At 62.2% G+C, this 24,098-nt stretch carries 33 protein-coding genes; 22 read left to right on the top strand and 11 right to left on the bottom strand.

Annotated features, from left to right (window positions below; translation table 11 throughout):
* The first annotated feature begins 111 nt into the window (after positions 1 to 111).
* The gene (locus tag GUY30_RS12590; protein WP_167198103.1) at positions 112 to 1,533 is read left to right on the top strand and encodes a PucR family transcriptional regulator; all 1,422 of its coding nucleotides are present in this window, start codon (positions 112 to 114) and stop codon (positions 1,531 to 1,533) included.
* A gap of 54 nt (positions 1,534 to 1,587) precedes the next feature.
* Here the strand turns inward: GUY30_RS12590 and GUY30_RS12585 are convergent, their stop codons facing one another.
* From GUY30_RS12585 to GUY30_RS12555, 7 genes are all read right to left on the bottom strand, one after another.
* Positions 1,588 to 2,712 carry a histidinol-phosphate transaminase gene (locus GUY30_RS12585; RefSeq protein WP_167198099.1) on the bottom strand — a complete coding sequence of 375 codons (1,125 nt, stop codon included), beginning with the start codon at positions 2,710 to 2,712 and terminating at the stop codon, positions 1,588 to 1,590.
* A 70-nt stretch (positions 2,713 to 2,782) separates the two neighbouring features.
* Complete coding sequence (locus GUY30_RS12580; protein WP_167198096.1) at positions 2,783 to 3,565, bottom strand: tetratricopeptide repeat protein; 783 nt, start codon at positions 3,563 to 3,565, stop codon at positions 2,783 to 2,785.
* The gene (locus tag GUY30_RS12575) at positions 3,562 to 4,791 is read right to left on the bottom strand and encodes a vWA domain-containing protein (protein ID WP_167198093.1); all 1,230 of its coding nucleotides are present in this window, start codon (positions 4,789 to 4,791) and stop codon (positions 3,562 to 3,564) included. Before GUY30_RS12575 ends, GUY30_RS12580 begins: the two co-directional genes overlap by 4 nt.
* Positions 4,788 to 5,762 (bottom strand): vWA domain-containing protein, encoded by a 975-nt coding sequence (locus tag GUY30_RS12570; RefSeq protein ID WP_167198090.1) that lies wholly within the window; start codon positions 5,760 to 5,762, stop codon positions 4,788 to 4,790. The genes GUY30_RS12575 and GUY30_RS12570 overlap by 4 nt, the downstream gene beginning before the upstream one ends.
* A complete protein-coding gene (locus tag GUY30_RS12565) occupies positions 5,753 to 6,205 on the bottom strand; it encodes a hypothetical protein (protein WP_167198087.1) in 453 nt (150 codons plus the stop codon). The genes GUY30_RS12570 and GUY30_RS12565 overlap by 10 nt, the downstream gene beginning before the upstream one ends.
* Entirely contained in the window at positions 6,192 to 7,076 is an 885-nt protein-coding gene (locus tag GUY30_RS12560; protein WP_167198083.1) for a DUF58 domain-containing protein, read from the bottom strand. The genes GUY30_RS12565 and GUY30_RS12560 overlap by 14 nt, the downstream gene beginning before the upstream one ends.
* Before the next feature lie 12 nt (positions 7,077 to 7,088).
* On the bottom strand, positions 7,089 to 8,084 hold the full coding sequence (locus GUY30_RS12555) for an AAA family ATPase (protein ID WP_167198081.1): 996 nt from the start codon (positions 8,082 to 8,084) through the stop codon (positions 7,089 to 7,091).
* A 702-nt stretch (positions 8,085 to 8,786) separates the two neighbouring features.
* Here GUY30_RS12555 and nrdH point away from each other — a divergent pair.
* The 4 genes from nrdH to nrdF all read left to right on the top strand — a co-directional run bounded on the left by nrdH (position 8,787) and on the right by nrdF (position 12,708).
* On the top strand, positions 8,787 to 9,032 hold the full coding sequence (nrdH, locus tag GUY30_RS12550) for a glutaredoxin-like protein NrdH (RefSeq protein ID WP_025778731.1): 246 nt from the start codon (positions 8,787 to 8,789) through the stop codon (positions 9,030 to 9,032).
* Positions 9,033 to 9,034: 2 nt separating this feature from the next.
* Entirely contained in the window at positions 9,035 to 9,448 is a 414-nt protein-coding gene (nrdI, locus tag GUY30_RS12545) for a class Ib ribonucleoside-diphosphate reductase assembly flavoprotein NrdI (protein ID WP_167198078.1), read from the top strand.
* A gap of 5 nt (positions 9,449 to 9,453) precedes the next feature.
* On the top strand, positions 9,454 to 11,580 hold the full coding sequence (gene nrdE, locus GUY30_RS12540; protein WP_228281888.1) for a class 1b ribonucleoside-diphosphate reductase subunit alpha: 2,127 nt from the start codon (positions 9,454 to 9,456) through the stop codon (positions 11,578 to 11,580).
* A 156-nt stretch (positions 11,581 to 11,736) separates the two neighbouring features.
* Positions 11,737 to 12,708 (top strand): class 1b ribonucleoside-diphosphate reductase subunit beta, encoded by a 972-nt coding sequence (gene nrdF / locus GUY30_RS12535; protein ID WP_167198072.1) that lies wholly within the window; start codon positions 11,737 to 11,739, stop codon positions 12,706 to 12,708.
* A gap of 58 nt (positions 12,709 to 12,766) precedes the next feature.
* Here nrdF and GUY30_RS12530 read toward each other — a convergent pair whose 3' ends face one another.
* The 4 genes from GUY30_RS12530 to GUY30_RS12515 form a co-directional block, all read right to left on the bottom strand.
* Entirely contained in the window at positions 12,767 to 13,864 is a 1,098-nt protein-coding gene (locus GUY30_RS12530; protein ID WP_167198069.1) for a tyrosine-type recombinase/integrase, read from the bottom strand.
* A 4-nt stretch (positions 13,865 to 13,868) separates the two neighbouring features.
* Positions 13,869 to 14,279, bottom strand: a complete 411-nt coding sequence (locus GUY30_RS12525; RefSeq protein ID WP_167198066.1) for an ImmA/IrrE family metallo-endopeptidase — start codon at positions 14,277 to 14,279, stop codon at positions 13,869 to 13,871.
* Positions 14,280 to 14,467: 188 nt separating this feature from the next.
* On the bottom strand, positions 14,468 to 15,265 hold the full coding sequence (locus tag GUY30_RS12520) for a DUF3800 domain-containing protein (protein WP_167198062.1): 798 nt from the start codon (positions 15,263 to 15,265) through the stop codon (positions 14,468 to 14,470).
* Entirely contained in the window at positions 15,262 to 15,813 is a 552-nt protein-coding gene (locus GUY30_RS12515; RefSeq protein WP_167198059.1) for a hypothetical protein, read from the bottom strand. Before GUY30_RS12515 ends, GUY30_RS12520 begins: the two co-directional genes overlap by 4 nt.
* A 241-nt stretch (positions 15,814 to 16,054) precedes the next feature.
* On the opposite strand from GUY30_RS12515, the gene GUY30_RS12510 reads away from it, so the two are divergent.
* From GUY30_RS12510 to GUY30_RS12430, 17 genes are all read left to right on the top strand, one after another.
* Entirely contained in the window at positions 16,055 to 16,336 is a 282-nt protein-coding gene (locus tag GUY30_RS12510) for a hypothetical protein (RefSeq protein WP_167198056.1), read from the top strand.
* A gap of 78 nt (positions 16,337 to 16,414) precedes the next feature.
* A complete protein-coding gene (locus tag GUY30_RS12505; RefSeq protein ID WP_208091409.1) occupies positions 16,415 to 17,194 on the top strand; it encodes a phage regulatory protein/antirepressor Ant in 780 nt (259 codons plus the stop codon).
* Complete coding sequence (locus tag GUY30_RS12500) at positions 17,191 to 17,592, top strand: hypothetical protein (protein WP_167198053.1); 402 nt, start codon at positions 17,191 to 17,193, stop codon at positions 17,590 to 17,592. The genes GUY30_RS12505 and GUY30_RS12500 overlap by 4 nt, the downstream gene beginning before the upstream one ends.
* Positions 17,589 to 17,855 (top strand): hypothetical protein, encoded by a 267-nt coding sequence (locus GUY30_RS12495; protein ID WP_167198050.1) that lies wholly within the window; start codon positions 17,589 to 17,591, stop codon positions 17,853 to 17,855. Before GUY30_RS12500 ends, GUY30_RS12495 begins: the two co-directional genes overlap by 4 nt.
* Positions 17,852 to 18,034, top strand: coding sequence for a hypothetical protein (locus tag GUY30_RS12490; protein WP_167198047.1), 183 nt, complete (start codon positions 17,852 to 17,854; stop codon positions 18,032 to 18,034). Before GUY30_RS12495 ends, GUY30_RS12490 begins: the two co-directional genes overlap by 4 nt.
* Entirely contained in the window at positions 18,031 to 18,249 is a 219-nt protein-coding gene (locus tag GUY30_RS12485; RefSeq protein WP_167198044.1) for a hypothetical protein, read from the top strand. Before GUY30_RS12490 ends, GUY30_RS12485 begins: the two co-directional genes overlap by 4 nt.
* The gene (locus GUY30_RS12480) at positions 18,246 to 18,461 is read left to right on the top strand and encodes a hypothetical protein (RefSeq protein WP_167198041.1); all 216 of its coding nucleotides are present in this window, start codon (positions 18,246 to 18,248) and stop codon (positions 18,459 to 18,461) included. Before GUY30_RS12485 ends, GUY30_RS12480 begins: the two co-directional genes overlap by 4 nt.
* Positions 18,458 to 18,652, top strand: coding sequence for a hypothetical protein (locus GUY30_RS12475; protein WP_167198038.1), 195 nt, complete (start codon positions 18,458 to 18,460; stop codon positions 18,650 to 18,652). The genes GUY30_RS12480 and GUY30_RS12475 overlap by 4 nt, the downstream gene beginning before the upstream one ends.
* A gap of 157 nt (positions 18,653 to 18,809) precedes the next feature.
* Positions 18,810 to 19,742 carry a lambda-exonuclease family protein gene (locus GUY30_RS12470; protein ID WP_167198035.1) on the top strand — a complete coding sequence of 311 codons (933 nt, stop codon included), beginning with the start codon at positions 18,810 to 18,812 and terminating at the stop codon, positions 19,740 to 19,742.
* Positions 19,739 to 20,593, top strand: a complete 855-nt coding sequence (locus GUY30_RS12465; RefSeq protein ID WP_167198032.1) for a recombinase RecT — start codon at positions 19,739 to 19,741, stop codon at positions 20,591 to 20,593. Before GUY30_RS12470 ends, GUY30_RS12465 begins: the two co-directional genes overlap by 4 nt.
* 2 nt (positions 20,594 to 20,595) lie before the next feature.
* The gene (locus tag GUY30_RS12460) at positions 20,596 to 21,114 is read left to right on the top strand and encodes a single-stranded DNA-binding protein (RefSeq protein WP_167198029.1); all 519 of its coding nucleotides are present in this window, start codon (positions 20,596 to 20,598) and stop codon (positions 21,112 to 21,114) included.
* Positions 21,092 to 21,472 carry a WhiB family transcriptional regulator gene (locus GUY30_RS12455; protein WP_228281315.1) on the top strand — a complete coding sequence of 127 codons (381 nt, stop codon included), beginning with the start codon at positions 21,092 to 21,094 and terminating at the stop codon, positions 21,470 to 21,472. Before GUY30_RS12460 ends, GUY30_RS12455 begins: the two co-directional genes overlap by 23 nt.
* The gene (locus tag GUY30_RS12450) at positions 21,469 to 21,756 is read left to right on the top strand and encodes a hypothetical protein (RefSeq protein WP_167198022.1); all 288 of its coding nucleotides are present in this window, start codon (positions 21,469 to 21,471) and stop codon (positions 21,754 to 21,756) included. The genes GUY30_RS12455 and GUY30_RS12450 overlap by 4 nt, the downstream gene beginning before the upstream one ends.
* A gap of 203 nt (positions 21,757 to 21,959) precedes the next feature.
* Entirely contained in the window at positions 21,960 to 22,670 is a 711-nt protein-coding gene (locus GUY30_RS12445) for a hypothetical protein (RefSeq protein ID WP_167198019.1), read from the top strand.
* On the top strand, positions 22,667 to 23,023 hold the full coding sequence (locus GUY30_RS12440) for a hypothetical protein (RefSeq protein WP_167198016.1): 357 nt from the start codon (positions 22,667 to 22,669) through the stop codon (positions 23,021 to 23,023). Before GUY30_RS12445 ends, GUY30_RS12440 begins: the two co-directional genes overlap by 4 nt.
* Positions 23,024 to 23,026: 3 nt before the next feature.
* Entirely contained in the window at positions 23,027 to 23,368 is a 342-nt protein-coding gene (locus GUY30_RS12435) for a hypothetical protein (RefSeq protein WP_167198013.1), read from the top strand.
* Entirely contained in the window at positions 23,365 to 23,742 is a 378-nt protein-coding gene (locus GUY30_RS12430; protein WP_167198010.1) for a RusA family crossover junction endodeoxyribonuclease, read from the top strand. The genes GUY30_RS12435 and GUY30_RS12430 overlap by 4 nt, the downstream gene beginning before the upstream one ends.
* The last annotated feature ends 356 nt before the right edge of the window (positions 23,743 to 24,098 follow it).

Here is a 24,098-nt window from a genome sequence, read left to right as displayed (position 1 = left end):
CCGGGCGGGCCGGTGGTCGTGCCCTCAGCCTAGGACGTGGCTCACACAACACCGATATCCAGAGCGGCGTATTTGACACCGCTGCTATCCAGATTGGATAGAATTAGGTGCATGGTCACCTTGGAACAGATCTGGTCACGCACCGAACTCGCTCTCGACGTCATCGTCGATTCGCCGACGGCTGCGGACCAGGAGGTCACGATCGTCCATTCCTCGGAGCTGCCGGAGGTCGACGAATGGCTTGCCGGCGGTGAGGTGCTGCTGACGATCGGGGTCGGTCAGGACCTCGGCGGGGACACCGTCGGGGACTATGTGCGCCGGCTCAAGTCCGTGGGCGTCCATGCGCTCGGCATCGGTCTGGGCTCCGACCTTCCGTGGAAGCAGGTCCCGCCGAAGCTCATCGCCGCCGCGCAGGAGGAGGAGCTGGCGCTGTTCGGGGTGCCCGAGCCTGTTCCGTTCGTCGCCGTCGTCGATGCCTTCACCCGGATGCGCGAGGCGGAGACGAACCGAGAGCTGACCCGGGCGAGCAGCGCGGCTCGTCGTTTCGCGACCGCGTTGGCGGGTGTCGGCCCCGCGGCCCTGGTCGCCGACCTGGCGGAGACGCTGGAGGCGCCGGTTCGGTTCGTCTCGCCCACCGGCAGGGCGCTGAGCGGGGACGATGCCGAAGAAGACGTGCGTTCGGCGCTCATCGAGGAGTCATTGAAACCGACTTCGGGGCCTCGTCTGATTCGCACCGGTGCGCGAATCGTCGAGGCCGTTCCGGTCGGGGGTGACCATCCGCTCGGGTGGATTCTCACCCCCGCCGAGGCGGCCGGATCTCCGAAGACGCGTGCCCTGCTGCTGTCGACCGCTTCGGCCCTGTTGGCGATGACGTTGGCAGACCTGCCCGTTCCCTCCGGTGGTGCACCGCTGTTCGACACCGACCTGAGCGAGGTTGAGGCGCGCGAGGAGTGGACTCGGGTGACGGGTCTGGCACCGGTGGCGACCGTCGGGATGCACATCTTCGGCGGGGTCCGCGGGGACTCGGCTGAACGCCTCATCGCCGATATCGTCGGTCGGAGTCTGCTCACCCGCTCCGGTTCGCTGCTCGGGGTCGTCGGTGCGCAGGAGGCCGGGGTCGATGAGCTGGTGACGAAGGCCGCCGAGGTCACCGGCCTGGACGCGCTTGCGCAGAAGAGGCTGCCGCTGGAACAGCTCCATCACACGTGGATGCTGTGGCGGACGCAGCATGAGTCCGAGGCCTCCGAGGTCAAGGCCCTGCTGTCCGCAGTCGATGAGGAGGCTGCCGACCGATTCGTCGAGCGCATCCTCGGCGGGCTCTTTCGGGCCCGCGGCGGCCAGGAGCTGTTGGAGACCCTGCGGGTCTTCATCGCCGCGTCCGGGGCGCGGGAGCGCATCGCCGCCGAGCTGGGAGTCCACCGGCACACGGTGCGGGCGCGGTTGGCGAAGATCGAGAAGCTGCTCGGCCGCGACCTCAGCCGCGCCGAAACGCGGCAGGCGGTGTCGATGGCCCTCGAGCTTGCCGAACTCTAGGCGTCGCTCTCACCGACTGCTCGGCACAGTGTTCTGTGCGGCTGTGCCCGCTGACTACTCCGCGAAGTGTTCGACGCGGAAGCGTTCGGCAATCTCGAGCACCCGGGCGAGAGCCTCGTCTTCACCGATGCTGATACGCACTCCGGTACCGAGATTGCGCACCGCTACGGCTTGTTCGACACACGCGTCTTCGAAGGCATCGGATTTCTCGCCCAGCGGCAGCCACACATAGTTCGCCTGTGCCTCGGGCACATCCCAGCCTTGTTCGCGCAGCGCAGCTGCGAAGGCATCGCGGGTCTGTGCGATTTCGCCGGCCCGCTCGATGACCTCATCCCAGTGTTTGAGGGATTCGAGGGCGGCAGTCTGGCTGAGGTCGGTGACGCCGAAGGGGATGACGGCCTTGAGGAGCCCCTCGATGACCGGCGGATGGGCGACGGCGTAGCCGACGCGCAGTCCGGCGAGTCCGTGCGCCTTGGAGAAGGTGCGGAGCAGAACGAGATTCGGATAGTCGCGGACGAGACTCAGTCCATCGGCTCGGCCGGGTGCGGTGGCGAACTCCCAGTACGCTTCGTCGAGGGCGACGAGGACGTGGGCGGGCACCTTGTCGAAGAATGCGCGGACCTCGTCATCGCGCAGCACCGGTCCGGTCGGATTGTTCGGTGAGCAGAGGATGATGAAGCTGGTGCGATCGGTGATCGCCTCAGCCATCGCATCGAGGTCGTGGCGCCCGTCCGCTGTCAGCGGCACCTCGTGGCGAGTCGAACCGACGAGACCGGTGGTCTGCGGATACATCTCGAACGACGGCCACGGATAGATCGCCTCGGTGGTGGCGTCCGACGTGATCTGGGTCAGTGCGACGAGCAGTTCGCTGGCACCGGTGGTGACGACGAGCTGATCCAGCCCGACACCGAGGCGGTCGGCCAGTCCCTCACGCAGAGCCCGCGCCGCATCGTCGGGGTAGAGCGCGGGGTTCGTCGCATGAGCGACCATGGCGTCGAGGACGGCCGGCAGAGGGGGCAGAAAATTCTCGTTCGAGGAGAGCTTGAATGACTCGAGACCGTCGACCTGGCGCGGAGGTTTGCCCGGAATATACGGCGGGAAGGTCTCCAGGGCGGGCCGCAGACGGGGTGCGGCTGTGGTGGAGGCAGAAGCTGAGGCGGCGGAGTCGGAGTCGGTCATGGACTCATGATGTCACAGGGCATCACCGCCGCCACCACTCGCTGGGGTGGTCAGGTTCCTGCGCTGTCGATCACCAGGGTTTCTCCGGGGTCGACCGGCCTCCGTCGCCGCCGGGGCCCTGCTGACGCTGGTGCCGTTCGGAGTCCTCACGGCGCTTCTCCAACTCGTCGCGCTTCTTCTCGCGTTCGGACTTGCCCGAGGAATCGTCCGGCTTCTCCTCCTCGCCGGATTCCTGGCCCTCGTCTCCGGAGGATTTCTCGTCCCCGGAGTCCTGGTCCTGCGAATCCTTGTCATCGGACTCGCTGTCGTCGGTTCCCTCTTCCTTGGTCTTCTCGCCCTGCTTCTTGTCTTCGACGCGTTCCTTCGCCTGGTTGCTCTTCTGCTTCTCTTCGCTCTTCTTCGGCTGACATTCCTCGGGAGCGTCTTCGAGGGTCTTCAGCGAACGGTCGTAGAGTTCCTGCGATTGGTCGGGGTCCTGCGAGGCGATCTGATCCGCCTGCTTCTCATAGACGTAGGACAGGTTGATCCGCACAGCGCATTCGGCCGAGGTCGGAGCGATCTCCAGAGCGGATTCGAGATCGGTCTGGGCGGCATCGAAGTCGCCGACGGCGGCCTCGGCGGTGCCGCGGTTGAAGTAGCCGATATGGCGCTGGAACGGGCTGACCTTGAGGAACGCCGTCGCTGCTTTCTTCGCACCGGGGAAGTCATTCGAGGTGTATCGGACCTGCGAAGCGGTTCCGAAGTAGGTGGCCATCGCGATATAGCCGAACATCAGGGCGAAGATGGTGCCGAGGACGAGGTTGATCTTCGTGATCCGGCGCAGCCGTGACCACAGACTCTTCACGCGGTTCATCGCGGACCTCCCTGGTGGGGCACCGATGGGTGAGGCGACGGCGGATGGGGGACCGCCTGCTGAGGCGCCTGCTGGTAGGGCCCCGGACCACCGGGACCAGCCGGACCACCGGGACCAGCCGGACCACCGGGACCGCTGGGGCCCCATGGACCGGGCGGGCCGCCTCGGCGCGGGCGCTTCGGGGTGATCGCCTTGAGGCGCAGATATTCGCGGACTCCGAAGACGAGCTCCACGGCGATCCATGCGAAGACGAGGATGAGCGGAACCCAATAGTATTCGTCGACGGTGACCCGGCCGTCCTTCTTCACCAGGGCCTGATCGTATTTCGGGGCGGTGTAGACGCTGGAGATCGGACCGTTGCCGTCGCGGTGGTGGTAGTCGACTCCGAGGTCCGAGGCGATCTGGCGCAGGTTGCCCTCGTCGATCTTCGAGACCCCAGGGTTGCCGTTGCGGTCCTGGATGTATTCGGACGGTGACTGATCGTCGTTGGGGTCATCGGGGTCGCCGATCCCCGGGGCATTGCCGGGATCGCCGACGCCGGACCCGTAACCGAACGGCTGGCTGTCGCGCATCTTCCCACCTTGCTGGGTGCCGTATCCGAAGACGGCTCCGCTGTCGATGCGGGAGGCGAAGGGCGACCATGATTCCGGATTCTCCGATACGGTCTGCTCACCGTCTCCGAAGTAGAACACGACGTTCTTGTTCTCAGGACGATCCTCATCGTTCGAGGTCATCCGCTTGTCGAGCTCCTCACCGGCCTCGGTGATCGATGATCCCCTGGAGTTCATCGACGATTCGGGCTCGAGCACGTCGACGGCGGAGGCGAAGGCGGCGTGATCGGTCGTCAGCGGCATCACGGTGGCCGCGGTCGAGGCGAAAGTGATGATGCTCATCCGAGTGCCGGGGAAGGCATCGGCGAGTTCGAGCATGTCCTTCTTGACCCCTTCGAGGCGGGTGCTGTCCCCGTCGAAGTCCTCGGCGGCCATCGACGTCGTGACATCGACGACGAAGTACACATCGGCTCGTGCCTCGTATTCTTCGGTCGATGACTTGATCGGAATGCCGGGGCGCGCCAGCGCGAGCGCGAGCACGCCGACGACACCCATGCGGGCGAACCACTTCCAGCGTGCTCCGTCGCCGAGGATGGCCGGAATGATGCACACGGTGAGCAGGGAGAGGACGATGAAGCCCCAGCCGAACCAGGTGAAGACGGGATCGAAGATCATGATTTCGTCCTCCATGCCAGCACGAACACTCCGGCCAGGCCGAAGACGGCGATTCCGAGCGGAACCACCGGCATATCGTGGACGATCGTGTACGAATGTCCGGGGGTGTTCTCAGCTTCCTGGCTCTGGATCTCCTCGACGATGCGGTCGATCGTCGACGCCGAACCCATATCGAACTGTTCGCCGCCGGTGCGGTCGGACACGGAACGCAGCTCCTTCGTCTGAGTGGTCGTCAGCACCGAGGGAGGGGAGAGGCTGTAGACGCGGACCTTCGCGTCGACGGCGATATCGGCGGCTTCGTTGAGTTCGAAGAGCGGTTGTCCGGCGAGCATATTGTCCGTGGCGAAGATAATCGACCGGGACCGGTCCTCGTCCTGGCGGTCGAAGTTGTCCACGCAGCTGACGAGTCCGTCGCCGATGAGCGAGGAGCCGCCGATGTTCGGGGGCGAGGTCGACCATGAGTAGTCGGTGCCTTCGGCGCCCCAGGTGCGGAACCCCTCCTCGGCTTCGGCGAGGTAGTTCTGGACCATGTCGTAGTCGTCGGTGAGCGGGAACGCGGAGACCGCGGTGGCGTTGAAGACGGTGAGGCCGATGCGTTCGCCGTCGAAGCGGTCGACGAGCTCCTGATAGGACTCGAGCAGATCGGCATCGTAGCCGAGCATCGACCCGGACACGTCGAGGCAGAGCATGACATCGCGCATCTTCCGCTCCGGGTTGACCGTCTCCACCCAGGCCGGGCGTGCGATTCCCGCCAACGCGGAGAGCCCGGTGAGGACGATGACGCCGAGGAGGGCGACCGTGGTCACCAGTCGCCTGCGCATGGCCCTGCGGAAGCTCGGGAGGCTCGTCATCCGTCCGCTGTGGGCGACGGCCAGCGAGGACTCCGTCGATTTCGGACGGCGGAAGAAGAAGACTGCGGCCGCGGCGAGGGCGAGCAGGATGAGCGCCAGCCACCAGAACATCAGGACCATCGCGCCACCAGCTTCCGCGCCTCGGTGATCTGCGGCTGCAGACCGGACGGCTCCGCTTCGGCGAATTCCGCCTCGTAGAGACCGAGCAGGCAGTCGGCGAGGTCGTCGAGGCCGGCGACGGCTGCATCACGGTAGGTCAGGTGTTCGGCTTTGACGCCCCAGGCATCATGGGCGAATTCGCGCACGATCGTCGCCAGCTGCTGTGCCGATTCGCGCACATCCGCAGCCTCCCCGCTCAAGCCCGACTCCACTGCGCTGATGCGGGAGAGGTAGGTGCTGCGTACGGGGATCGGGATGCGCGGCCCCTCCGACGGGGTGGCTCCGGCCGCGGCGCGGAAGAGCGGGGCGAAGAGGTTCCCGAGCGCCAGCAGCAGCACGAAGCAGGCCGCCACGTACCATGCCGGCGAGACCTCCAGGGGGCCGATGAGCTCAGCGGGGCCCACGGCGGTGCCTCAGCAGAAGAGTGTGGAGCCGGCCGAGGGCCGACTTCGGGTGGTCGATTTCGATGTGGGCGATGCCCAGCTTCGCGAGAAGGTCGATGCGCTGTTGACGGCGGGCCGCCTCGGCGAGTGCGAATTCCTGTCTTACCTCGGGTTTCGTCATCACCGAGGTGGGCAGTCCGTGTTCGGGTCGGGCGACGTCGAACGGCGCCGAGGCGGCCGGCAGGCCCGCGAGGTCCGCGTCGGTGATCGTGATCCACAGGACCTCGTGCTGGGCACGGAGCCGACGGATCGTCGCTTCGGCTTCCGGTCCCAGCGGAGCTTGGTCGGAGATGACGACGAGCAGCATCCGATGGTTGATATGACTGGTGATCCACTGCAGCTGGGTGTTGATCGACCCAGGAGAGGTGCTGCCGGATTCGGCGAGGATCTGCTGCAGGAGGTGTTCGAGGTGGGCCTCGCTGCCCTTCCTGGGGGAGGCGGTGGTGTGGTCGGCATGTCCGTGGATGAGCATGACGTCGTCGGCGTGGCGGACGGCGAGGTAGCCGACCATCCCGGCCATGAGGATGGCCAGGTGGCGTTTGTCGGCGCCGGCGGAGGTCACGGCGTCGAAGTTCCTCGAGGTGTCGACGACGAGCCCGAGGATGTGCCGGCGGTGGGCGACATAGCGTTTGACCAGAGGCTCGGTATGCCTGGCCGTGGCCTTCCAGTCGATGTCGCGGATCTCGTCACCGGGGATGTAGTCGCGCAGATCGTCGAAGTCGAGGCTGTGGCCGTGGAAGACCGAGGAGTAGTCGCCGTCGAGCAGGCGCCGCGTCCGCCTGTGGGCGTGGATGGTCATCCGCGCCTTGATGCGATTGAGCAGGACAGTCATCGAAATCGCCGATCAGGGGGTGGGCACGGCCATGAGGAGGGCATCGACGATCTGTGCGCTCGTGATGTTCTCGGCGGCGGCTTCGAAGTTGAGCTGGATGCGGTGGGCGAGCACTCGGTGGGCGAGGTCCTTGATGTCTTCGGGGATGACGTAGTTGCGGCCGCGGATCATCGCCAGTGCCCGTCCGGCGTTCGTGAACGCGATGGAGGCGCGCGGGCTGGCGCCGTATTCGATGAACGGGGCGAAGCGGCCGAGGTACTTCGTCGTATTGCGGGTGGCGTGGACGAGTTCGACGAGATAGCGGGTGATGGCCGGGTCGATGTAGACGGTGCGGGCATAGCTCTGCATGGTCACGACATCGTCGAGCGTGCAGGCCGGATCGGGCACCGACTCCTTGTCGAAGACCCCGGAGTCGAGACGGGAGAGGATCTCGATCTCCTCGCCGGGGTTCGGGTGGGTGAGCAGATCCTTGATCATGAACCGGTCGAGCTGAGCCTCGGGCAGCTGGTAGGTGCCCTCCTGTTCGATCGGGTTCTGCGTGGCCATGACGAGGAAGGGGCGGGGGAGTTCGAAGCGTTTGCCGCCGATCGTCGTCTGCTTCTCCTGCATGGCTTCGAGCATCGCCGACTGGGTCTTCGCCGACGACCTGTTGATCTCGTCGAGGAGGACGATGTTCGCATGCACCGGACCGAGCACGGTGTTGAACGACCCTTCGTGCGCGTTGTAGATCTGCGAGCCGATGATGTCGGCCGGCAGCAGATCGGGGGTGCACTGGATGCGCGAGAACTTTCCGTCCACGGCATTGGCCAGAGCGGCAGCCGCCGTGGTCTTCGCCAGCCCGGGCACGCTCTCGAGCAGGAGGTGTCCGCTGGAGAGGAGTCCGATGAGCAGTGATTCGCGCAGTCGCTGCTGCCCGACGACGAAATGGTCGAGGTAGGACTCCAGGGCCTTGAGGATCGTCTGTGCGTGTGCGATCTCCTGCGTGTTCGCCGGTGCCGTTGCCGTCATGGTCCCTCAGTCTCTCGGTGTCACCGGTTCCTCGGTGCCACGTGTCTTGCGGTGTCACTGTGGTCGTCAGTCACGCAGTGCGGTGCGTTTCTGTGGTCTCCAGCATATTGGCTGGCACTGACACGCAACAGCCGAGAACGTTGCAGTGCTGACACACTTCGACCGCGTCCCGGTCTGCTCCCGCCGGCCAGCCACCCTCCGTTCACGGCGGGGCCATCTCATGTCAGGACCGAGCTGTAGCGTCGGTGGGACCGACAGACAGATGGGAGGAGGTGCTGTGATGATCGCCTCCGCTGCGACGTGACCGGCACCGCATGGAGGAGGTCGAAATCGTCGATCGAGGGTTTCGCGACATGCCCACAGGCAAAAATTTTTCCTGTGGAAAGCGGTGGAAAACGGAGGTGGAGAATGGGTCGAAAATCGGCTCGGAAGCCGCCGATGCCAGCGTCCGCGCAGGTGATCGAACTACACGAGTGTCGTTCACAGCCTGTGGACGATTGTGGACGGTGATGACACAGGGTGTGGAACCTTCAAATGACACTGGTGTAACACTGGATATAGGGGTAGGGTCTAACCAGAACACAACATCTAGTGGTCACCCCTGAGCCTGCGCCTCGTGATATTCATCATGATCGAGCAGTTGACGGGACACGGTCACAGCCATCAGAATGCCGAACTGCACAGCAGAATGAAGGAGTCGTCATGATCACCGTGTACACCAAGCCAGCTTGCGTCCAGTGCAACGCCACCTACCGTGCTCTCGACGCCAAGGGCCTGAAGTACAAGTCGGTCGATCTCAGCGTCGACGAGAACGCCCTCGATGTCGTCAAGGCGATGGGCTACATGCAGGCTCCCGTCGTCGTGACCGACAACGACCACTGGTCGGGCTTCCGTCCGGACAAGATCGCCACCCTGACCGGCGAACAGTCTGCGTCCGTCGTGGCCTGACAATGCTTCTGGTCTACTTCTCCGCCAACTCCGAGTACACGCACCGCTTCGTTGCGAAGCTGCATCACCCGGCAGTGCGGCTGCCGACGTTGACCAAGGAGCCGACGCTGCGAGTGGATGAGCCATTCGTTCTCGTCACCCCCACCTACGGGGCCGGTCGCAATCGCGGGGCCGTTCCCAAGCAAGTCATCAAATTCCTCAATGTCGAAGAGAACCGGCGCCATCTGCTCGGCGTCATCGGCGCCGGAAACACCAACTTCGGCGAGGACTTCTGCCGAGCGGCCGTCAAGGTCGCGGCAAAGTGCCAAGTACCCCTCATGTATCGAGTCGAACTCCTGGGCACTCAGGAGGATGTCGACGCTGTAAACCAAGGATTGGACAAACTGTGCGCGAGCTCGCTGAAGACCGCAATGTAGAGGACATCATCCGCGAAGAGACGGATCTGGATTACCACGCGCTCAACGCGATGCTGAACCTGTACGACGAGGACGGCAGGATCCAGTTCGAGCGTGACAAGCAGGCTGCCCGGCAGTACTTCCTGCAGCACGTGAACAACAACACCGTCTTCTTCCACAACCTCAAGGAGAAGCTCGACTACCTCGTCGAGAAAGACTATTACGAGCCCGAGGTCCTCGAGCAGTATTCCTTCGAGTTCATCGAGCAGCTGTCGACGCGCGCCTACGATCAGAAGTTCCGCTTCCAGACCTTCCTCGGCGCCTTCAAGTTCTACACCTCCTACACGCTGAAGACCTTCGACGGAAAGCGCTACCTCGAACGCTTCGAGGACCGCGTCGTCATGGTCGCTCTCTTCCTGGCGCGCGGAGACGAGGCGCTGGCCACCCAGCTCGTCGACGAGATCATCTCCGGTCGCTTCCAGCCGGCCACCCCGACGTTCCTCAACGCCGGCAAGAGGCAGCGCGGTGAGCTCGTCTCCTGCTTCCTGCTGCGCATCGAAGACAATATGGAGTCGATCGGCCGCTCCATCAACTCCGCTCTGCAGCTGTCCAAGCGCGGCGGCGGTGTGGCCTTCGCGCTGACGAACATCCGTGAGTCCGGTGCCCCGATCAAGAAGATCGAGAACCAGTCCTCCGGCGTCATCCCCGTCATGAAGCTGCTCGAGGACTCGTTCTCCTACGCCAATCAGCTCGGAGCCCGTCAGGGTGCTGGTGCCGTGTACCTGCACGCCCACCACCCCGACATCTACAACTTCCTCGACACCAAGCGCGAGAACGCCGACGAGAAGATCCGGATCAAGACCCTGTCCCTGGGCGTTGTGATCCCGGACATCACCTTCGAACTGGCCAAGCGCAACGAGGATATGTACCTCTTCAGCCCCTACGACGTCGAGCGCGTCTACGGTGTGCCCTTCTCCGACATCAACGTCACCGAGAAGTACACCGAGATGGTCGACAACGCGGCGATCAAGAAGAAGAAGATCAACGCCCGCGAGTTCTTCCAGACTCTGGCCGAGATCCAGTTCGAGTCCGGCTACCCGTACGTGATGTTCGAGGACACCGTCAACAAGGCGAACCCGATCGACGGCAAGATCATCATGTCCAACCTGTGTTCGGAGATCCTCCAGGTCTCCGAACCCAGCAAGTACGACGATGACCTCGGCTACGACGTCGTCGGCAAGGACATCTCCTGCAACCTCGGTTCGCTCAACATCGCTCTGACGATGGACTCGAGCAACTTCGGTCAGACCATCGAGACCGCGATCCGCGGGCTCACTGCCGTCGCCGAGACCTCGGATATCCAGTCCGTGCCCTCGATCGCCCGCGGCAACGACATGTCGCACGCCATCGGTCTGGGACAGATGAATCTCCACGGCTACCTGGCTCGGGAGCACATCTACTACGGTTCCGATGAGGGTCTGGACTTCACGAACATGTATTTCTACACCGTCGCCTACCACTGCGTGCGGGCGTCGATGGAGATCGCGAAGGAGCGCGGTGAGACCTTCGCCGGCTTCGAGCGTTCGAAGTACGCCACCGGCGAATACTTCGACAAGTACACCGACGAGGTCTGGCAGCCGCGCACGGCTCGGGTGGCCGAGCTGTTCTCGGAAGCCAACGTGCACATCCCGACTCAGGATGACTGGCGCGAGCTCAAGGCCGCTGTTGCCGAGCACGGCATCTACAACCAGAACCTCCAGGCGGTGCCGCCGACCGGTTCGATCTCGTACATCAACAACTCGACCTCGTCGATCCACCCGGTGGCTTCGAAGATCGAAATCCGCAAGGAGGGCAAGGTCGGTCGCGTGTACTACCCGGCCCCCTTCATGGACAACGACAACCTGAAGTACTACCAGGATGCCTACGAGATCGGCTACGAGAAGATCATCGACACGTACGCCGAGGCCACGAAGCACGTGGACCAGGGCCTGTCGCTCACGCTGTTCTTCATGGACACCGCCACCACACGTGACATCAACAAGGCGCAGATCTACGCCTGGCGCAAGGGAATCAAGACCATCTACTACATCCGGCTCCGGCAGCTCGCTCTGGAGGGCACGGAGGTCGAAGGCTGCGTCTCCTGCATGCTCTGATCAATGGAATCGGCGGATCGATGTGAATCGGTCCGCCGGCTTCATGCGGGCCCCACGCCACCGGCCGGGCGCGCATTTGACTTTCGTCTGCCGTGCAGACACTCGCGCAGACAAATCGTACTCACGACGAACAGCACTTTGGGAAGAGAGAAAGCGTTGGAGAATCTGACTCTGGCATCGCACGTCGATGCCATCAACTGGAACCGCGTCGTCGATCCGATCGATGATGAGGTCTGGGACCGCCTGACCGGCAACTTCTGGCTGCCGGAGAAGGTCCCGCTGAGCAACGACATCCAGTCCTGGGCGACTCTGACCGACGATGAGAAGACGCTGACGATGCGCGTCTTCACCGGTCTGACCCTGCTCGACACGATCCAGGGCACCGTCGGTGCGATCTCGCTCATCCCGGACGCGGTGACCCCGCACGAAGAGGCAGTGCTGACGAACATCGCGTTCATGGAGAGCGTGCACGCGAAGTCGTACTCCTCGATCTTCTCGACCCTGTGCTCGACGAAGGAGATCGACGAGGCCTTCCGCTGGTCGCGTGAGAACAAGTACCTGCAGTCCAAGGCCGATATCATCCTCAGCTACTACCGGGGTGACGATCCGCTCAAGCGCAAGGTCGCCTCGACGCTGCTCGAGTCCTTCCTCTTCTATTCCGGCTTCTACCTGCCGATGTACTGGTCGGCCCATGCGAAGCTGACGAACACGGCTGACCTCATTCGTCTGATCATCCGCGATGAGGCCGTGCACGGCTACTACATCGGCTACAAGTACCAGAGGGGTCTGGAGTCGCAGTCCGAGGAGCGCAAGCAGGAGCTCAAGGACTACACGATGAACCTCATGTTCGAGCTCTACGAGAATGAGGTCGCCTACACCCACGACATCTACGATCCGGTGGGGCTGTCAGAGGACTGCAAGATGTTCCTCCACTACAACGCCAACAAGGCGCTGATGAACCTCGGCTACGAAGCGATGTTCCCCAAGGAGGTCACGAAGGTCAATCCCGCGATCCTCGCGGCGCTCTCGCCCGGCAGCGATGAGAACCACGACTTCTTCTCCGGTTCGGGTTCGTCCTACGTCATCGGCAAGGCCGAGAACACCGAAGACGACGACTGGGACTTCTGAAACACTAGGTCAGCGGCCCATCCAAGCAGAAATGTTTGGGTGGGCCGCTTTTCTGCATTCACTCCCCAGCGGGGATCGAATCGCCGTCTGCCCACGTTTTGCCCATGTTTCGTTTTCGCGCCTCGTCGATTCGCTCGGCAACATCATCCACATCGGTGTCGAACAGATCCGAGTACACGTCCAAGGTCATGGCTGCGGAGGAGTGACCGAGCATGTTCTGCACGACCTTCACCGAAGCGCCAGCGGATACCGCAAACGATGCCGCGGAGTGGCGCAGATCGTGAAACACGAACCCCTCGTCAAGCTTGGCCTTCTTCCTCACAGACAGGAACCACGACTCCTGATTCTTCGGCTCAGCCAGATCGGGAATGAGCAGACCACCGGGAACAGCTTTCAGCGTGAGAGCTCGGAACCGATCGTGCATGAACTTCGGATACCCGACTGACCGTTCCCTGCTGTTCTTCGACACCTCGGCGCGAACCCGCACGCGCCGGTCCTCCAAGTCGACGTCCTCCGGCGTCAGGGTCGCGATCTCGCTCCACCGCAATCCCATGTATGCGGCAATGTAAATGACGAACCCGTACCGGCCGCGCTGAGCTCTCAAGTGGTGCTCATCGGCCGCCTGCGCCACCTTCTCTACCTGCTCATAGGTGAGGTATACGTTCTTCCGGTGAGTCGGCGACGGTAGGTTCTTGACACCGCTGGCGGGGTTGCGGGGGATCAGGTGATCGTCGACAGCCATCTGAAGAACTGCTTGGAGGACGTAGTGTGCCCTGCGTACGGTTCTGGCTGCTCGCTTCTCCGACAGCTTCGAAACCCACTCTCTGACGTTCGATCGGGATACCCCGTTCACGGGTAGTGCGCCGAACTGCGGGTAGATGTGAATACGCAACGCGGTCTCGTACACCCTTTTCGATGATTCCTTGGCGCTGACGGTTTTCAGCCAGTGCGTGCCCAGCTCTTCGACAGTGATCTTTCCCCTCGTCGGGTCCACGTAGGTGCCTTCAAGTTTCGACACTTCGACTGTGCTGAGGAAGATCTGGGCCTCGCGTTTCGTGCGGAACCCACGGCGATCTGTGGGTTTCCGGTCGGGCTTGGTGTACCGAACCCTGTACCGGCGCCCCTTCGCAGTCTCGTACGGTTCAATGCTGGCCATGGTGTCATCCTTGTCGTGCTGCCCCGATGAGTCGGAGCAGGTGCTTCTCGTGGGGGCGGAGGAACCGGAGACGGTCTTCAAGGACTTCCGGTGTCACCCATAGTTCGTCGGCCGCCTCAGAGGCTGTGTGGGCCCATTTGAAGACGTCGACGAGGGCATCCCAGTGAATGAGCTTCTGGGCTGTGAGTCGGCGTGCTGCTTGTTCTTCTCTCGGGTCGTCGCAGTTCGTGTGCCCGAGGTCAATGTGCGCTTGCTCGTGCTGGATGGCGCAGCGGCGCTCGACCTGCAGTAGATCTTGGTCGAGCCAGATGGCGTTGTTGCCGTTTGTGGCGGCTACTCGAGTGTCGTTGAACCTGGTGAAGTGCAGGACAACGCCGTCCCCGCGTTCACGTAGTTCTCTCCATGGATGGTGCATGACTCAAGACCATATGGGGAGGGGCTGACACGACGGACGTGGTTACCGATAGTTGCGTGAAGTTGCGCATAGTTCGGTGTTTCCCCTTGTTTCCCAATGTCCCGCCGTGTGACACTGAAGCCACGGAGCGATCGCCTGCCGGGGGTTCAACCCAGCACCTGTACATGCAGCGTAAGGCGGTCGCTTCGTTATATCTCAAGCAGCCATGGATGAAGAGATCTCGTTACCTCATTCCATGGGTGCATCTTCAGCCCGTATGTCGTGAGCTTATTCTTCTTCGGGCCCCTCCACATTGCCTGCGCCATGTTGCTTACATGCGAAGTGTCGACTCCATTTCTCGGATGCCCATTGAAGGCCGCGCCAATTCCACTCGCTACGAGATCTGCAAGCTGAAGGAGATCTTCGTCCTTTTTGGATCGCAGTTTCGCGCCATCAGGGAGACTGCCCCAATGGGCTGAGCAACTGGCGTCTTTCTTGATTCTCGATTCGAATTCCTCGAGAGTCTTTCGCTTGAATCGAATAGTGTGTTCAATCGTGATATCTGCAGAGGTTTGGCTTCGCGAAGCTACCCACGAGATTCGTTCGAGAAGATACTGATAAGTCTTGAGATATGCCTCGTCCTCGGACAGTGGAGTGAACGCTGAGAATTTGTACTTCTCACCTCCGAAGTTCATCTCCATCGTGACCTGATCGGCAAGGACTCGCTTGCAGGCCACGACAGAGACATAGCCCATGAAGCCGCTTGCCGATCCCATCATTTCTGAGACTTTTGATCGATGGTGCGACTTCAGCTTGCTCCAGTGCAGCAGATGCTCCGGCTTTCGGTTGGTCGCTGTCTTTAGCTCGACGAGGTGTTCTCGAGCGAGGTCAAGGCAGTAGTCAAAAACCAGAACCGCCGACATGATGAAGTAATCGCTCGACTTCTCTGACGGAGAGCGCTGGCCGGATTCGTCAACAAATGCGTGTAGCCGCTTGGGTCTACTCACTCCCAGTCCTCCGGATCTTGCGATTCCTCCCCACGCTGCTCCGACTCTTCCTTCTGCTGCTTGCCCCGGTTGGGTGCATCGTAGGCGGCAGTGTCCTCGCGCCCGGGTGGGGGAGTGAACAGTTCGTGCACGTTGTCGCCGGCGCCGTCGTTCACGGATTCGTGGTCGAGGTCTCCACGGGCACGGCCTCCGAATGAGCCGAGCCCGTCGTCCTCTGGTGCCGGACTCACTCCGGCGCGTTTGGTGGGGGTGGCGTTTCCACTGCCATCACCTGCTTTCGCGTTCGCTTCCGCCAACTGGCGGATGACTTCGTTCACAGCGGCACGCTGTGGAGCAGTGAGCGTGTCGGCCTCGGGCAGCGGCTCGAACTTCCCGTGGTGCTGGGGTAGTCCGGCCAGTTCCCGAAGCTCAGCCAGCGGTACACGGAGCACATAGGACAGTGCCTCGAGTGTTGCCGCCGATGCCTTGGCGGGGTGCTTGCCGTTGGTGTACACGGTCGCCGAGTAGTTCGACAACTGGTAGCCGGCGGCCTGCGCAAGGTCAGACATCTTCTGAGTAGAGATGTCCAGCTTCCGCTTTGCATCCGCTAGACGGTCGGAAAGATCGCTCACAACAATCACTTTCGGGCAGAGGGTGCAGTCGACACAAATCTACCCTTGCCACTACTGGCACGGAACTACAGGCCCGTAATTTCCTATGCCCTAGGGGGATATAAAGATTTTTCAGATTCGGGCTTGCCAAATCCTGGCAAGGCGCTATACGCTAGATATACCAACTAGGGAGGTGAAGATGAGATACAAGGTAGACCGCAGAGTCTTCAAGCAGTACCTGGCAGAGGTAGTCCAAGAGCTCGGATCTGAGCGCAAAGCAGCAATGCGGGCAGGCGTTTCACACACGCTCATTCAGTCACTCCGCCTCGGGCGGGAGACGACCAAAGACGGGCGCAGGATCCCCAAGACGCACGTGAACCTCTCGACCGCACGAAAGATCGAGAACGCGTGGAAGATCCCGATGGAAGTGTGTTTTTTGCCCGACAGACTAGACGATAGATCTAGCGATATGGCCGCATAGGGAGCCGACATGAACCAGGACAAAGAAAAGACCCCCGCCGGACAGGGCGAGGGCCACGACACCAGGAAGGTGAAACAAATGCCTAACGCCAATGATACCAGCCTCGTCGAGGTCATTGACGGGGAGCCGCGAGTCTCAACCACCACGATCGCAGATAAGACCGGGAACGGGCACCGCGGAGTCATCCAGCTCGTGAGAGCGAATCTCGCGGACCTTGAGAGCTTCGGAAGGGTCGCATTTGAAATTGCACCCCTCCAGACGGCCGGCGGAGTCCAGCGCCGAGAGGTCGCCCAGCTCAATGAGCAGCAGGGAACTCTGCTCATCACATACCTCAAGAACACCCCGAGCGTCCGAGAGCTCAAACTCAAGCTGGTCCAGGACTTCTACGCCATGCGACAGATGCTCATGGAACAGAACAAGACTCCCGCCCTCACCGAGGACGAAATCGTACTGCAGGCTCTGCAGATCACCAACCGCAAGGTGAAGGCTCTCGAAGCGAAGGTCGCCGAGGATGCGCCGAAGGTCGACTACGTGGACACGTTCGCCGCCGATGACGACAAGATCCTCTTTCGCACTGTCGCATCCAGCCTCGACATGACCGAGAAGGCGTTGCGACAGCTGCTGATCGCCAAAGGCTGGATCTATGCCGAAGAGACCACCCGCTGGTCGGAGAAGCGGCAAGAGAAGGTCAAGATCACGCGGTACTCGGAGTACTCGCACAAGAAGCTCTACTTCTATCGCCGACTTGAGAACGATGCCCCACGCTTCCGTGGCGAGGTCATGTGGACGCTCAAGATCACCCCGGCTGGAGCGTCAGCGATCGCCCGCCTCGTCAAGAACACGGAGGTTGCGGCATGAGCATCGACTACCGCAAAATCCCCACCTCAGTCGGCGACGTCATCAAGTCGTCCAATCAGTTCACGATCGCGAGCAAGAACCCTTCGCCGGAGGATGAGCCGGTCGCCCGATTGGCCACCTGGTCGAACGTCTTCGCGAACGGCGGAACCGTCAACCTCGAAGTGAACATCGACGGGACGCGAGTCGACCTGGCAGGGGTCAAGGTCGACGACAACATCGACGCGAGAGAAGCGCGAGAAGCCATGGACTTCGTTCTCGACGAATGGAACGAGGACCCCCGACGACACTGGCGTGCGCTCGTCGAAAAGCAGCGCGAGAGGGTCCTCGACTACGAGACGCGCCAGGCCGAAAAAAGCGCCGAGAAGGTCGCCCGCTATAAGGCCGGTGACTGGTCGTGACTGCTGTGTCGTTCGACTGCTGCGGAGCCTGCATCCCACTCGAGCCAGGCCAGACCGTGCAGGACGTCATCGACCTCCACACCATGACCTGCGACGAACGGCAACGCCTGCAGTTCCTCGCCACCTACGCCGACGACGCCAGACGAGACTTCTCAGTCATGTCCGACGTCAGCGTCCGCGACCTTAACCGCCACCCCGACAAGGACTGGCCACTGGAAATTAGCGGTGATGCCATCGCCCTCCATAAGGAGACCCACAAATGAAACCGCAAACAGGATTCCTCCTGATCACCACCGCCGTCGTGGTCCTCGGACTCGCATCCCTGACCCTGATCGGGGCCATGCAGTACCAGACGGACCGGAACAACCACCGCGGCACATTCGTCACAAACGACCACGTGACCAACTTCCCCTGGTCCCTACTCCCGGAGGACAAGCAATGAACCGCCTCCTCACTGACAAAGAAGTCGCCGAACAGATCGGTTACAGCGTCTACCAACTGCAAGCAGACCGGGCCCTCGACCGCGGAGACGGCGGAGATCGAGTACCCGCATGGATCGAAGTCGGCACCTCATGGAGACCTCGCGCCAGAGGTACACGTCAGTCCGCTGTCGACGCATGGCTCGACCGGCACGAAACGAAAGGAGCCGCAGCATGATGCACTTCAACGCGAAGACCGCGACCGTCAACTGCATTGACGGCGAACTCCACGTCGAGTTCCTCACCGTCAAAGGCAAACAGGTCACCGGTGTCCTCGCCGACGGTGCCGGGGAACAGTTCCTCAACGACGTCGAGGACGCAGTGCTCGAACAACAGCACGCACACGACCGTGGTGCGGCAGGCCCGTGGGATCCGGGACGTGCCGCATGAGTCGCCTACCCGTCCATCGCCGCCGGCGCATCGCCTGGATCTACACGCCGATCCTCGTGACCTCCATGGCCGCGTACTTCTACAGCTACACCCAAACCATCACCCTCAACGGCCTCGGCCTGCTCACCATGCTCACCGCATTCGCAGCCCTCGTCGCCATCACGAAGGAGTCAACACCATGGACCTCCTGAGAGCACGACCCGTTAGCCGGAACGAAGACGACGGCATGAACGCGGTCTACGAATGCCAGGCGTGCCTAGCGGTCGACAACCGCATCACAGACCCCTACGACATACCCGACCACATTCGATGCTCGCACTGTGGGTACTACGAAGAAAAGGACGAATCATGAAAGGCATCACCGGCAAACGCGTCGGCTACATCGACCCTGGTTCCGACCAGTGGATGCAGTACATGACTGCCAGCAAGATCGCAGCCGTCGTGGGTCACTCACCGTACGAATCGCGGTTCTCGCTGTGGCACCGCATGAACGGTACCGTTCCCGCGCAGGTCGAGAACGACGAACTGCAGCGAGGAGCCCTTCTTGAACCGGCAGTCTGCGAATGGTGGGCATCAATGCACCCGGACGCGAAACTCTACCGCTCGCCCATGTACCGGCACCCACTGTGGGAATGGGTGGCCGCAACACCTGACCGGATCGTCCGCTACGGAGACGGACGCGAACCCGAACTCCTCGAAGCCAAGACTGCGAACAACTCGTGGGAGTGGGGCGAAGATGGCACGGACGAGATCCCGCCGTACTACTACGACCAGGTGATCTGGCAGCTCGGCGTTTTCGGGCTCGAGGTCTGCCACGTCGCGGCGCTGTTCTCTGGCCTGCAGTTCAAGGCGTATCGGGTCGAGTTCAACGCCGACTATTTTGCCCGTCTGGTGGGGGAGGGGCGTGTGTTCATGGAGTCCCTGTGGGCTGGTGAGAAGCCGTCCATTGATGCTCTCGATGGGCACATGGAGACCTATGTCGCTATTCGCTACCTCCACCCGGATATCGAACTCGAAGAGGTGGAAGTGCCGTTCAGGCTCGCGCTCGCCGTGCAGGACGCGGTGCTCGACAAGGAGTCACTGGAGCGTCGCACGAACCTCCTGAAGATCCAACTCACTGACCTCATGGGGGGCGCGAAAGACGCCCTGTTCGAGGGACACAAGATCGCCCGCAGGCAAGCACGCGGAGACGGCACACCGTATGTCGTGTTCCCGCCCAGCCTCAAATCGATCGACTTCACCGAATCCACCGCTATCACAGAAGGAAGTGCAGCAGCATGAACCAGCAGAATCCCGGCACCAGCATGGTGCAGGCAGTCCAGCAGACCATGAAGGCATACAAGGGTGAACTTGTGTCCACCCTCCCCAGCCACCTGCAGGAGAAGGGCGCGGGCTGGATGTCGTCAGCGCTCGCTTCAATCCGCCGCAACCCGCAACTGTTGCAGGCCGCCGCTGAGTCGCCGCACACACTCATCAACGCACTGTCCGAGGCGGCGCAGAAGGGACTCCAGCCGGGAACCGAGGAGTACTACCTCACCCCGAGGAAGAACAAGGGCCGCAACGAGATCCTTGGCATCACCGGCTACCAGGGTGAGATCGAGCTCATGTACCGGGCCGGTGCCGTGTCCTCCGTGATCGTTGAGACTGTGCATGCGAACGACAAGTTCGACTACGTGCCGGGCAGAGACGCGAAACCGATCCATGAAATCGACTGGATGGCCAGCGACCGCGGAGAACTGAGACTCGCATACGCCTACGCACTGATGAAAGACGGCGCCGTGTCCAAGGTTGTCATCGTCAATCAGGAACGAATCAAACGGGCGAAAGCATCCTCACAGGGCGCGGATTCGAAGTACTCACCGTGGATGAACGACCCTGCAGCCATGTGGGCCAAGACTGCCGCGCACGACCTTGCCAAGTGGGTGCCCACCTCTTCCGAATACGTGCGAGAACAGTTGCGGGCAGAACGTGACGTGGCGGCAGAAGAACCCGTCCCCCCGCAGCCTCCGGTAGCGCCCCCGCAATCTCCCGCACCCCAGCAGGTGCAGGATGAACCGTTCCCGAACGATGACGAATACGTCGAAGGTGAACTCGTTGACGCTGACGGCGTGATCCAGGGACAGGGGGCCTGAGCATGGCAGGCGAAACAGTCATCACAGTGGTCGGCAACCTCACGAGCGATCCGGAACTGCGCTTCACTCCGAACGGAGCCGCGGTCTCGAACTTCACTGTCGCATCCACGCCGCGGATCTTCGACCGGCAACGCAACGAGTTCGTCGACGGCGAGACCCTATTCCTCCGCTGCTCGGCATGGAAAGAGCTCGGCGAGAACAGTGCGGAATCACTACAGCGCGGAACTCGCGTCATCGTGCAGGGCCGCCTCAAGTCCCGTTCGTTCGAGACGAAGGAAGGCGAGAAGCGCACCGTCATGGAACTCGACGTCGACGAGGTGGGACCATCCCTTCGCCGTGCGACTGCCGTTGTCACGAAGACTCAAGGCGGCGGAGGTTCCAGCGGTCAGCAGTCCGGCGGGAACTTCGGTGGACAGCAGTCCCAGCAGGGAGGCGGTTGGGGCAACCAGCAGCAGGCGCAACAATCACCAGCGTGGGGGAGTAACCCGGGAGCAGCCGATGCAGACCTTCCGCCATTCTGACGACTGGGAGGGAGCGGTCTGTGCCCAGTTGGGGGCGGAGGTGGCAGACGAATTGTTCTTCCCCTCCACCCCCGACCGGGCGGCCCAGGCCGTCGCCACTTGTTGGACGTGCCCACTCCGCGCAATCTGTGCCAGCAGGTCACTCGAGGAAGAGCGCGGCAAACCCGCAACCGAACGGTTCGGGATCCGCGGCGGCCTCACCGCCACACAACGTGCCCAACTCGATCCCGGGAAGATCTGCCCCGACTGCGGTTCACCCGTCATCACGAAATCACCCCACTGCGACGACGACCGCGAAATCCACCGCCTCAAACACCGTCGCGAATACGAACGCGAACGACGAAAGGACGCGGCTTGAGCTTCATCAAGATCACGACACGACATCCCGGCGGGCGTGAGGTAGTCGGAATCACCCAGCAGGCGAACGTCACGGCCAGCGAAGCATTCGACCGTCGCATTACAAGAGCGAGAGTCGCCCGGCAACCTCACGACGCAGATCGATCGTCGCTGACAATCCAGCTCCACCCAACCGAGATCGTCGACTACTCCCAGCTGCTCGAGTACGCCGAAACGATCGAAGCATTCGACGGCTATCAACCCGAACTCCCGCAGGAGTTCCTGGACCTCATGGAGGGGCAATGAACCCGGTGTGCGACTGCAAACAGGCACGCCACGAGCACGGCACCTACACCATGTACGTCGTGCACCGCTGTCGATGTGACCACTGCCGCAAAGTGACCATGCAGCACGCACGCCAGCGACGCAAAGACCAGCTGTACGGCCGCTACCACCTCACCGATGCAGAACCAGCACGACAGCACGTCCGAAGCCTTATGGAGGCCGGCATGGGATGGAAGCGGGTAGCGAAAGCCGCTGGGATCACTTCGTCAACCTTGTACCCGCTGCTCTACGGACGTGGCGGGACAGACCCCCGACCGATCCGCAAGCAGATCAGCAAAGCCCTGGAGGCGAAGCTGCTGGCAGTCACCCCAGACATGGCAGACGGGTCCATCGTCGACAACCTCGGCAGTGTCCGACGTCTACAGGCGCTCGCCGCCATCGGATGGTCACAGCATCGCCTCGCCCGGGAATTCGACATGTTTCCAGGGAACTTCGGGAAGGTCATCCACGGTGAACGTGGCGGCATTCGCGTGTCAACGGCGAAGCAGATCGGAGAATTCTTCAACGAGAACTGGAGTACCCCACCGGTCGCCGCGACGAGGTTCGAGCAGGCTGGGATCACTCGAGCGAAACGTGAAGCCGCCGCGAAAGGCTGGGTGACTGCCGCGGCATGGGATGACATTGATGATCCCACCGAGGTGCCGAAGGCGGACATCGGCAACGAAGTCACCGACTCCCGTGCCGCGAGCACGCTGGAGAAGCTTGACCGTCTCGAGCTGCTGGCGCGAGATGGGTACGGCGACAACGAGGACACCTACGTTCGCGCTGGATGGTCATCGCGAGCATCCGCCTGGAGGGCACTGCAGCGAGCAGGGGAACTCGAACATGTCGACCGCCTGAAGCGCAACGACCAGGCACGCCAGATCGCATCATGATCGCCGGGCAGCTGTCTATCTTCGATGAACTCGATGACGAGCGTGAGCCCGCCGCATCAACCACCTGCCCCCATTGCCATCACAGGTGGACGCTGTCGAAGTCCGGGCTACCGACTCTCGCCGACCACCTCAAGGGGTCAGGGCACTGGCCCTATGGCGGGTCAATCGCCGGAAAGTGCGAGAACCAGGCAATCAGCCTCTTCCAGCTCGGAAACCAGCAGCACATGGGCTTTACAGAGAACCCGCCGATATACACCACCGACCTACTCGGCGCGATCCTCCGTGCGAAGCAGCACGGATGCACAGACACACAGATCAAAGCCGTCCTCAAGACGGTCACACCAAGGAAGTGAAGCATGAAACCGAACTCCCGTTACGTTCCCGCCGCCCCGTACAGGGCAGCGCTCGAAGAACTGAGCGCGAAGCATTCGCAGGAGGAACTGGCACGCCGTCTCAGAGTCACCCCGCGCACCATATGGCGAGCGTTGAGCAGCGAGTCAGTGAAGATCAGTCGCACGTTCGCGGAAGCGATCCTGTTCGAGGCTGGGATGGGCCCCGAACCGGAACCGGTGCAGGAGCGTGCTGAGGATCCGATCACGTGGCCCGAGGTCGCTGAGTTCGCGAAGACCACGGAGGGGCTGGAGTTCATTGAACGATGCTGGCGGCCAGCCGCCTATCGGACAAGGAAGGCCGCATGACCGAGCTAGCCATCGACGTGCACAAGGCGTACTGGATCTCGGACAACGACCGACTGCACTGGGCAGACAAAGCGAAACGCACAAAGCACATTCGGCAACTCGCACGCTACACAGCCAAGCAGCAGAAACTCGTCCTCCCGACACCCGTGATCGTCATCGCCGAGATCGGATTCCGCACAGGCGGCCGAGCCGACCCAGGTAACGCATCACTTGCGGTCAAAGCATGTTTGGACGGTCTCACCGACGCCGGCGCATGGCCCGACGACGACAGCCGACACGTCCTCGGCCCCGACTACCGCCGCGGACCCAAAGCACCGGACAAAGACCGGTACCGCATCCACCTGAAGTTCATTCCGCAACACGTCCCCTTCTGAAAGGACCACACCTTGCTCACCCTGTACTCCAAACCCAACTGCGTCCAGTGCAGCCACCGCCAGAAAACTCGACCAGCTCGGCATCAAGCACGACGTCATCGACCTCACAGAAGACCTCGACGCATACCGGGCAGTCAAAGCCCTCGGCTACATGCAGGCCCCTGTCGTCGCGGTCACCTACCCAGACGGAACCGTCGAAGACTGGGGTGGATACCAACCGGACAAGCTCAACGCCTATGCCGAAGCCGTGAAGACAGGAGCAGCGGCATGACGAACAGCATCGGGTACGCGAACCCCCGCCGGCGCCAGCCTCAGCACCTACTCGCTCGAGAAACTCACCAACACCACACACGAAC

The sequence above is a fragment of the Brevibacterium pigmentatum genome (genome assembly GCF_011617465.1).
Lineage (GTDB): Bacteria > Actinomycetota > Actinomycetes > Actinomycetales > Brevibacteriaceae > Brevibacterium > Brevibacterium pigmentatum.
Note: the sequence above shows the minus strand (reverse complement) of the source record. Positions and strands in the feature narration are given on the sequence as shown.

Bases quoted from the DNA above. Each gene is read 5' to 3' on its own strand.
- nrdH (WP_025778731.1), top strand. From the start codon at position 8,787: ATGATCACCGTGTACACCAAGCCAGCTTGCGTCCAGTGCAACGCCACC.
- GUY30_RS12460 (WP_167198029.1), top strand. From the start codon at position 20,596: ATGGCAGGCGAAACAGTCATCACAGTGGTCGGCAACCTCACGAGCGAT.
- GUY30_RS12555 (WP_167198081.1), bottom strand. From the start codon at position 8,084: ATGACGGCAACGGCACCGGCGAACACGCAGGAGATCGCACACGCACAG.
- GUY30_RS12440 (WP_167198016.1), top strand. From the start codon at position 22,667: ATGATCGCCGGGCAGCTGTCTATCTTCGATGAACTCGATGACGAGCGT.
- GUY30_RS12575 (WP_167198093.1), bottom strand. From the start codon at position 4,791: ATGATCTTCGATCCCGTCTTCACCTGGTTCGGCTGGGGCTTCATCGTC.
- GUY30_RS12445 (WP_167198019.1), top strand. From the start codon at position 21,960: ATGGGATGGAAGCGGGTAGCGAAAGCCGCTGGGATCACTTCGTCAACC.
- GUY30_RS12430 (WP_167198010.1), top strand. From the start codon at position 23,365: ATGACCGAGCTAGCCATCGACGTGCACAAGGCGTACTGGATCTCGGAC.
- GUY30_RS12480 (WP_167198041.1), top strand. From the start codon at position 18,246: ATGATGCACTTCAACGCGAAGACCGCGACCGTCAACTGCATTGACGGC.
- GUY30_RS12500 (WP_167198053.1), top strand. From the start codon at position 17,191: ATGAGCATCGACTACCGCAAAATCCCCACCTCAGTCGGCGACGTCATC.
- GUY30_RS12530 (WP_167198069.1), bottom strand. From the start codon at position 13,864: ATGGCCAGCATTGAACCGTACGAGACTGCGAAGGGGCGCCGGTACAGG.
- GUY30_RS12525 (WP_167198066.1), bottom strand. From the start codon at position 14,279: ATGCACCATCCATGGAGAGAACTACGTGAACGCGGGGACGGCGTTGTC.
- GUY30_RS12510 (WP_167198056.1), top strand. From the start codon at position 16,055: ATGAGATACAAGGTAGACCGCAGAGTCTTCAAGCAGTACCTGGCAGAG.
- GUY30_RS12515 (WP_167198059.1), bottom strand. From the start codon at position 15,813: ATGTCTGACCTTGCGCAGGCCGCCGGCTACCAGTTGTCGAACTACTCG.
- GUY30_RS12560 (WP_167198083.1), bottom strand. From the start codon at position 7,076: ATGACTGTCCTGCTCAATCGCATCAAGGCGCGGATGACCATCCACGCC.
- nrdI (WP_167198078.1), top strand. From the start codon at position 9,035: ATGCTTCTGGTCTACTTCTCCGCCAACTCCGAGTACACGCACCGCTTC.
- GUY30_RS12580 (WP_167198096.1), bottom strand. From the start codon at position 3,565: ATGAACCGCGTGAAGAGTCTGTGGTCACGGCTGCGCCGGATCACGAAG.
- GUY30_RS12585 (WP_167198099.1), bottom strand. From the start codon at position 2,712: ATGACCGACTCCGACTCCGCCGCCTCAGCTTCTGCCTCCACCACAGCC.
- GUY30_RS12455 (WP_228281315.1), top strand. From the start codon at position 21,092: ATGCAGACCTTCCGCCATTCTGACGACTGGGAGGGAGCGGTCTGTGCC.
- GUY30_RS12590 (WP_167198103.1), top strand. From the start codon at position 112: ATGGTCACCTTGGAACAGATCTGGTCACGCACCGAACTCGCTCTCGAC.
- GUY30_RS12485 (WP_167198044.1), top strand. From the start codon at position 18,031: ATGAACCGCCTCCTCACTGACAAAGAAGTCGCCGAACAGATCGGTTAC.
- GUY30_RS12465 (WP_167198032.1), top strand. From the start codon at position 19,739: ATGAACCAGCAGAATCCCGGCACCAGCATGGTGCAGGCAGTCCAGCAG.
- GUY30_RS12470 (WP_167198035.1), top strand. From the start codon at position 18,810: ATGAAAGGCATCACCGGCAAACGCGTCGGCTACATCGACCCTGGTTCC.
- GUY30_RS12570 (WP_167198090.1), bottom strand. From the start codon at position 5,762: ATGGTCCTGATGTTCTGGTGGCTGGCGCTCATCCTGCTCGCCCTCGCC.
- GUY30_RS12505 (WP_208091409.1), top strand. From the start codon at position 16,415: ATGCCTAACGCCAATGATACCAGCCTCGTCGAGGTCATTGACGGGGAG.
- GUY30_RS12475 (WP_167198038.1), top strand. From the start codon at position 18,458: ATGAGTCGCCTACCCGTCCATCGCCGCCGGCGCATCGCCTGGATCTAC.
- GUY30_RS12435 (WP_167198013.1), top strand. From the start codon at position 23,027: ATGAAACCGAACTCCCGTTACGTTCCCGCCGCCCCGTACAGGGCAGCG.
- GUY30_RS12490 (WP_167198047.1), top strand. From the start codon at position 17,852: ATGAAACCGCAAACAGGATTCCTCCTGATCACCACCGCCGTCGTGGTC.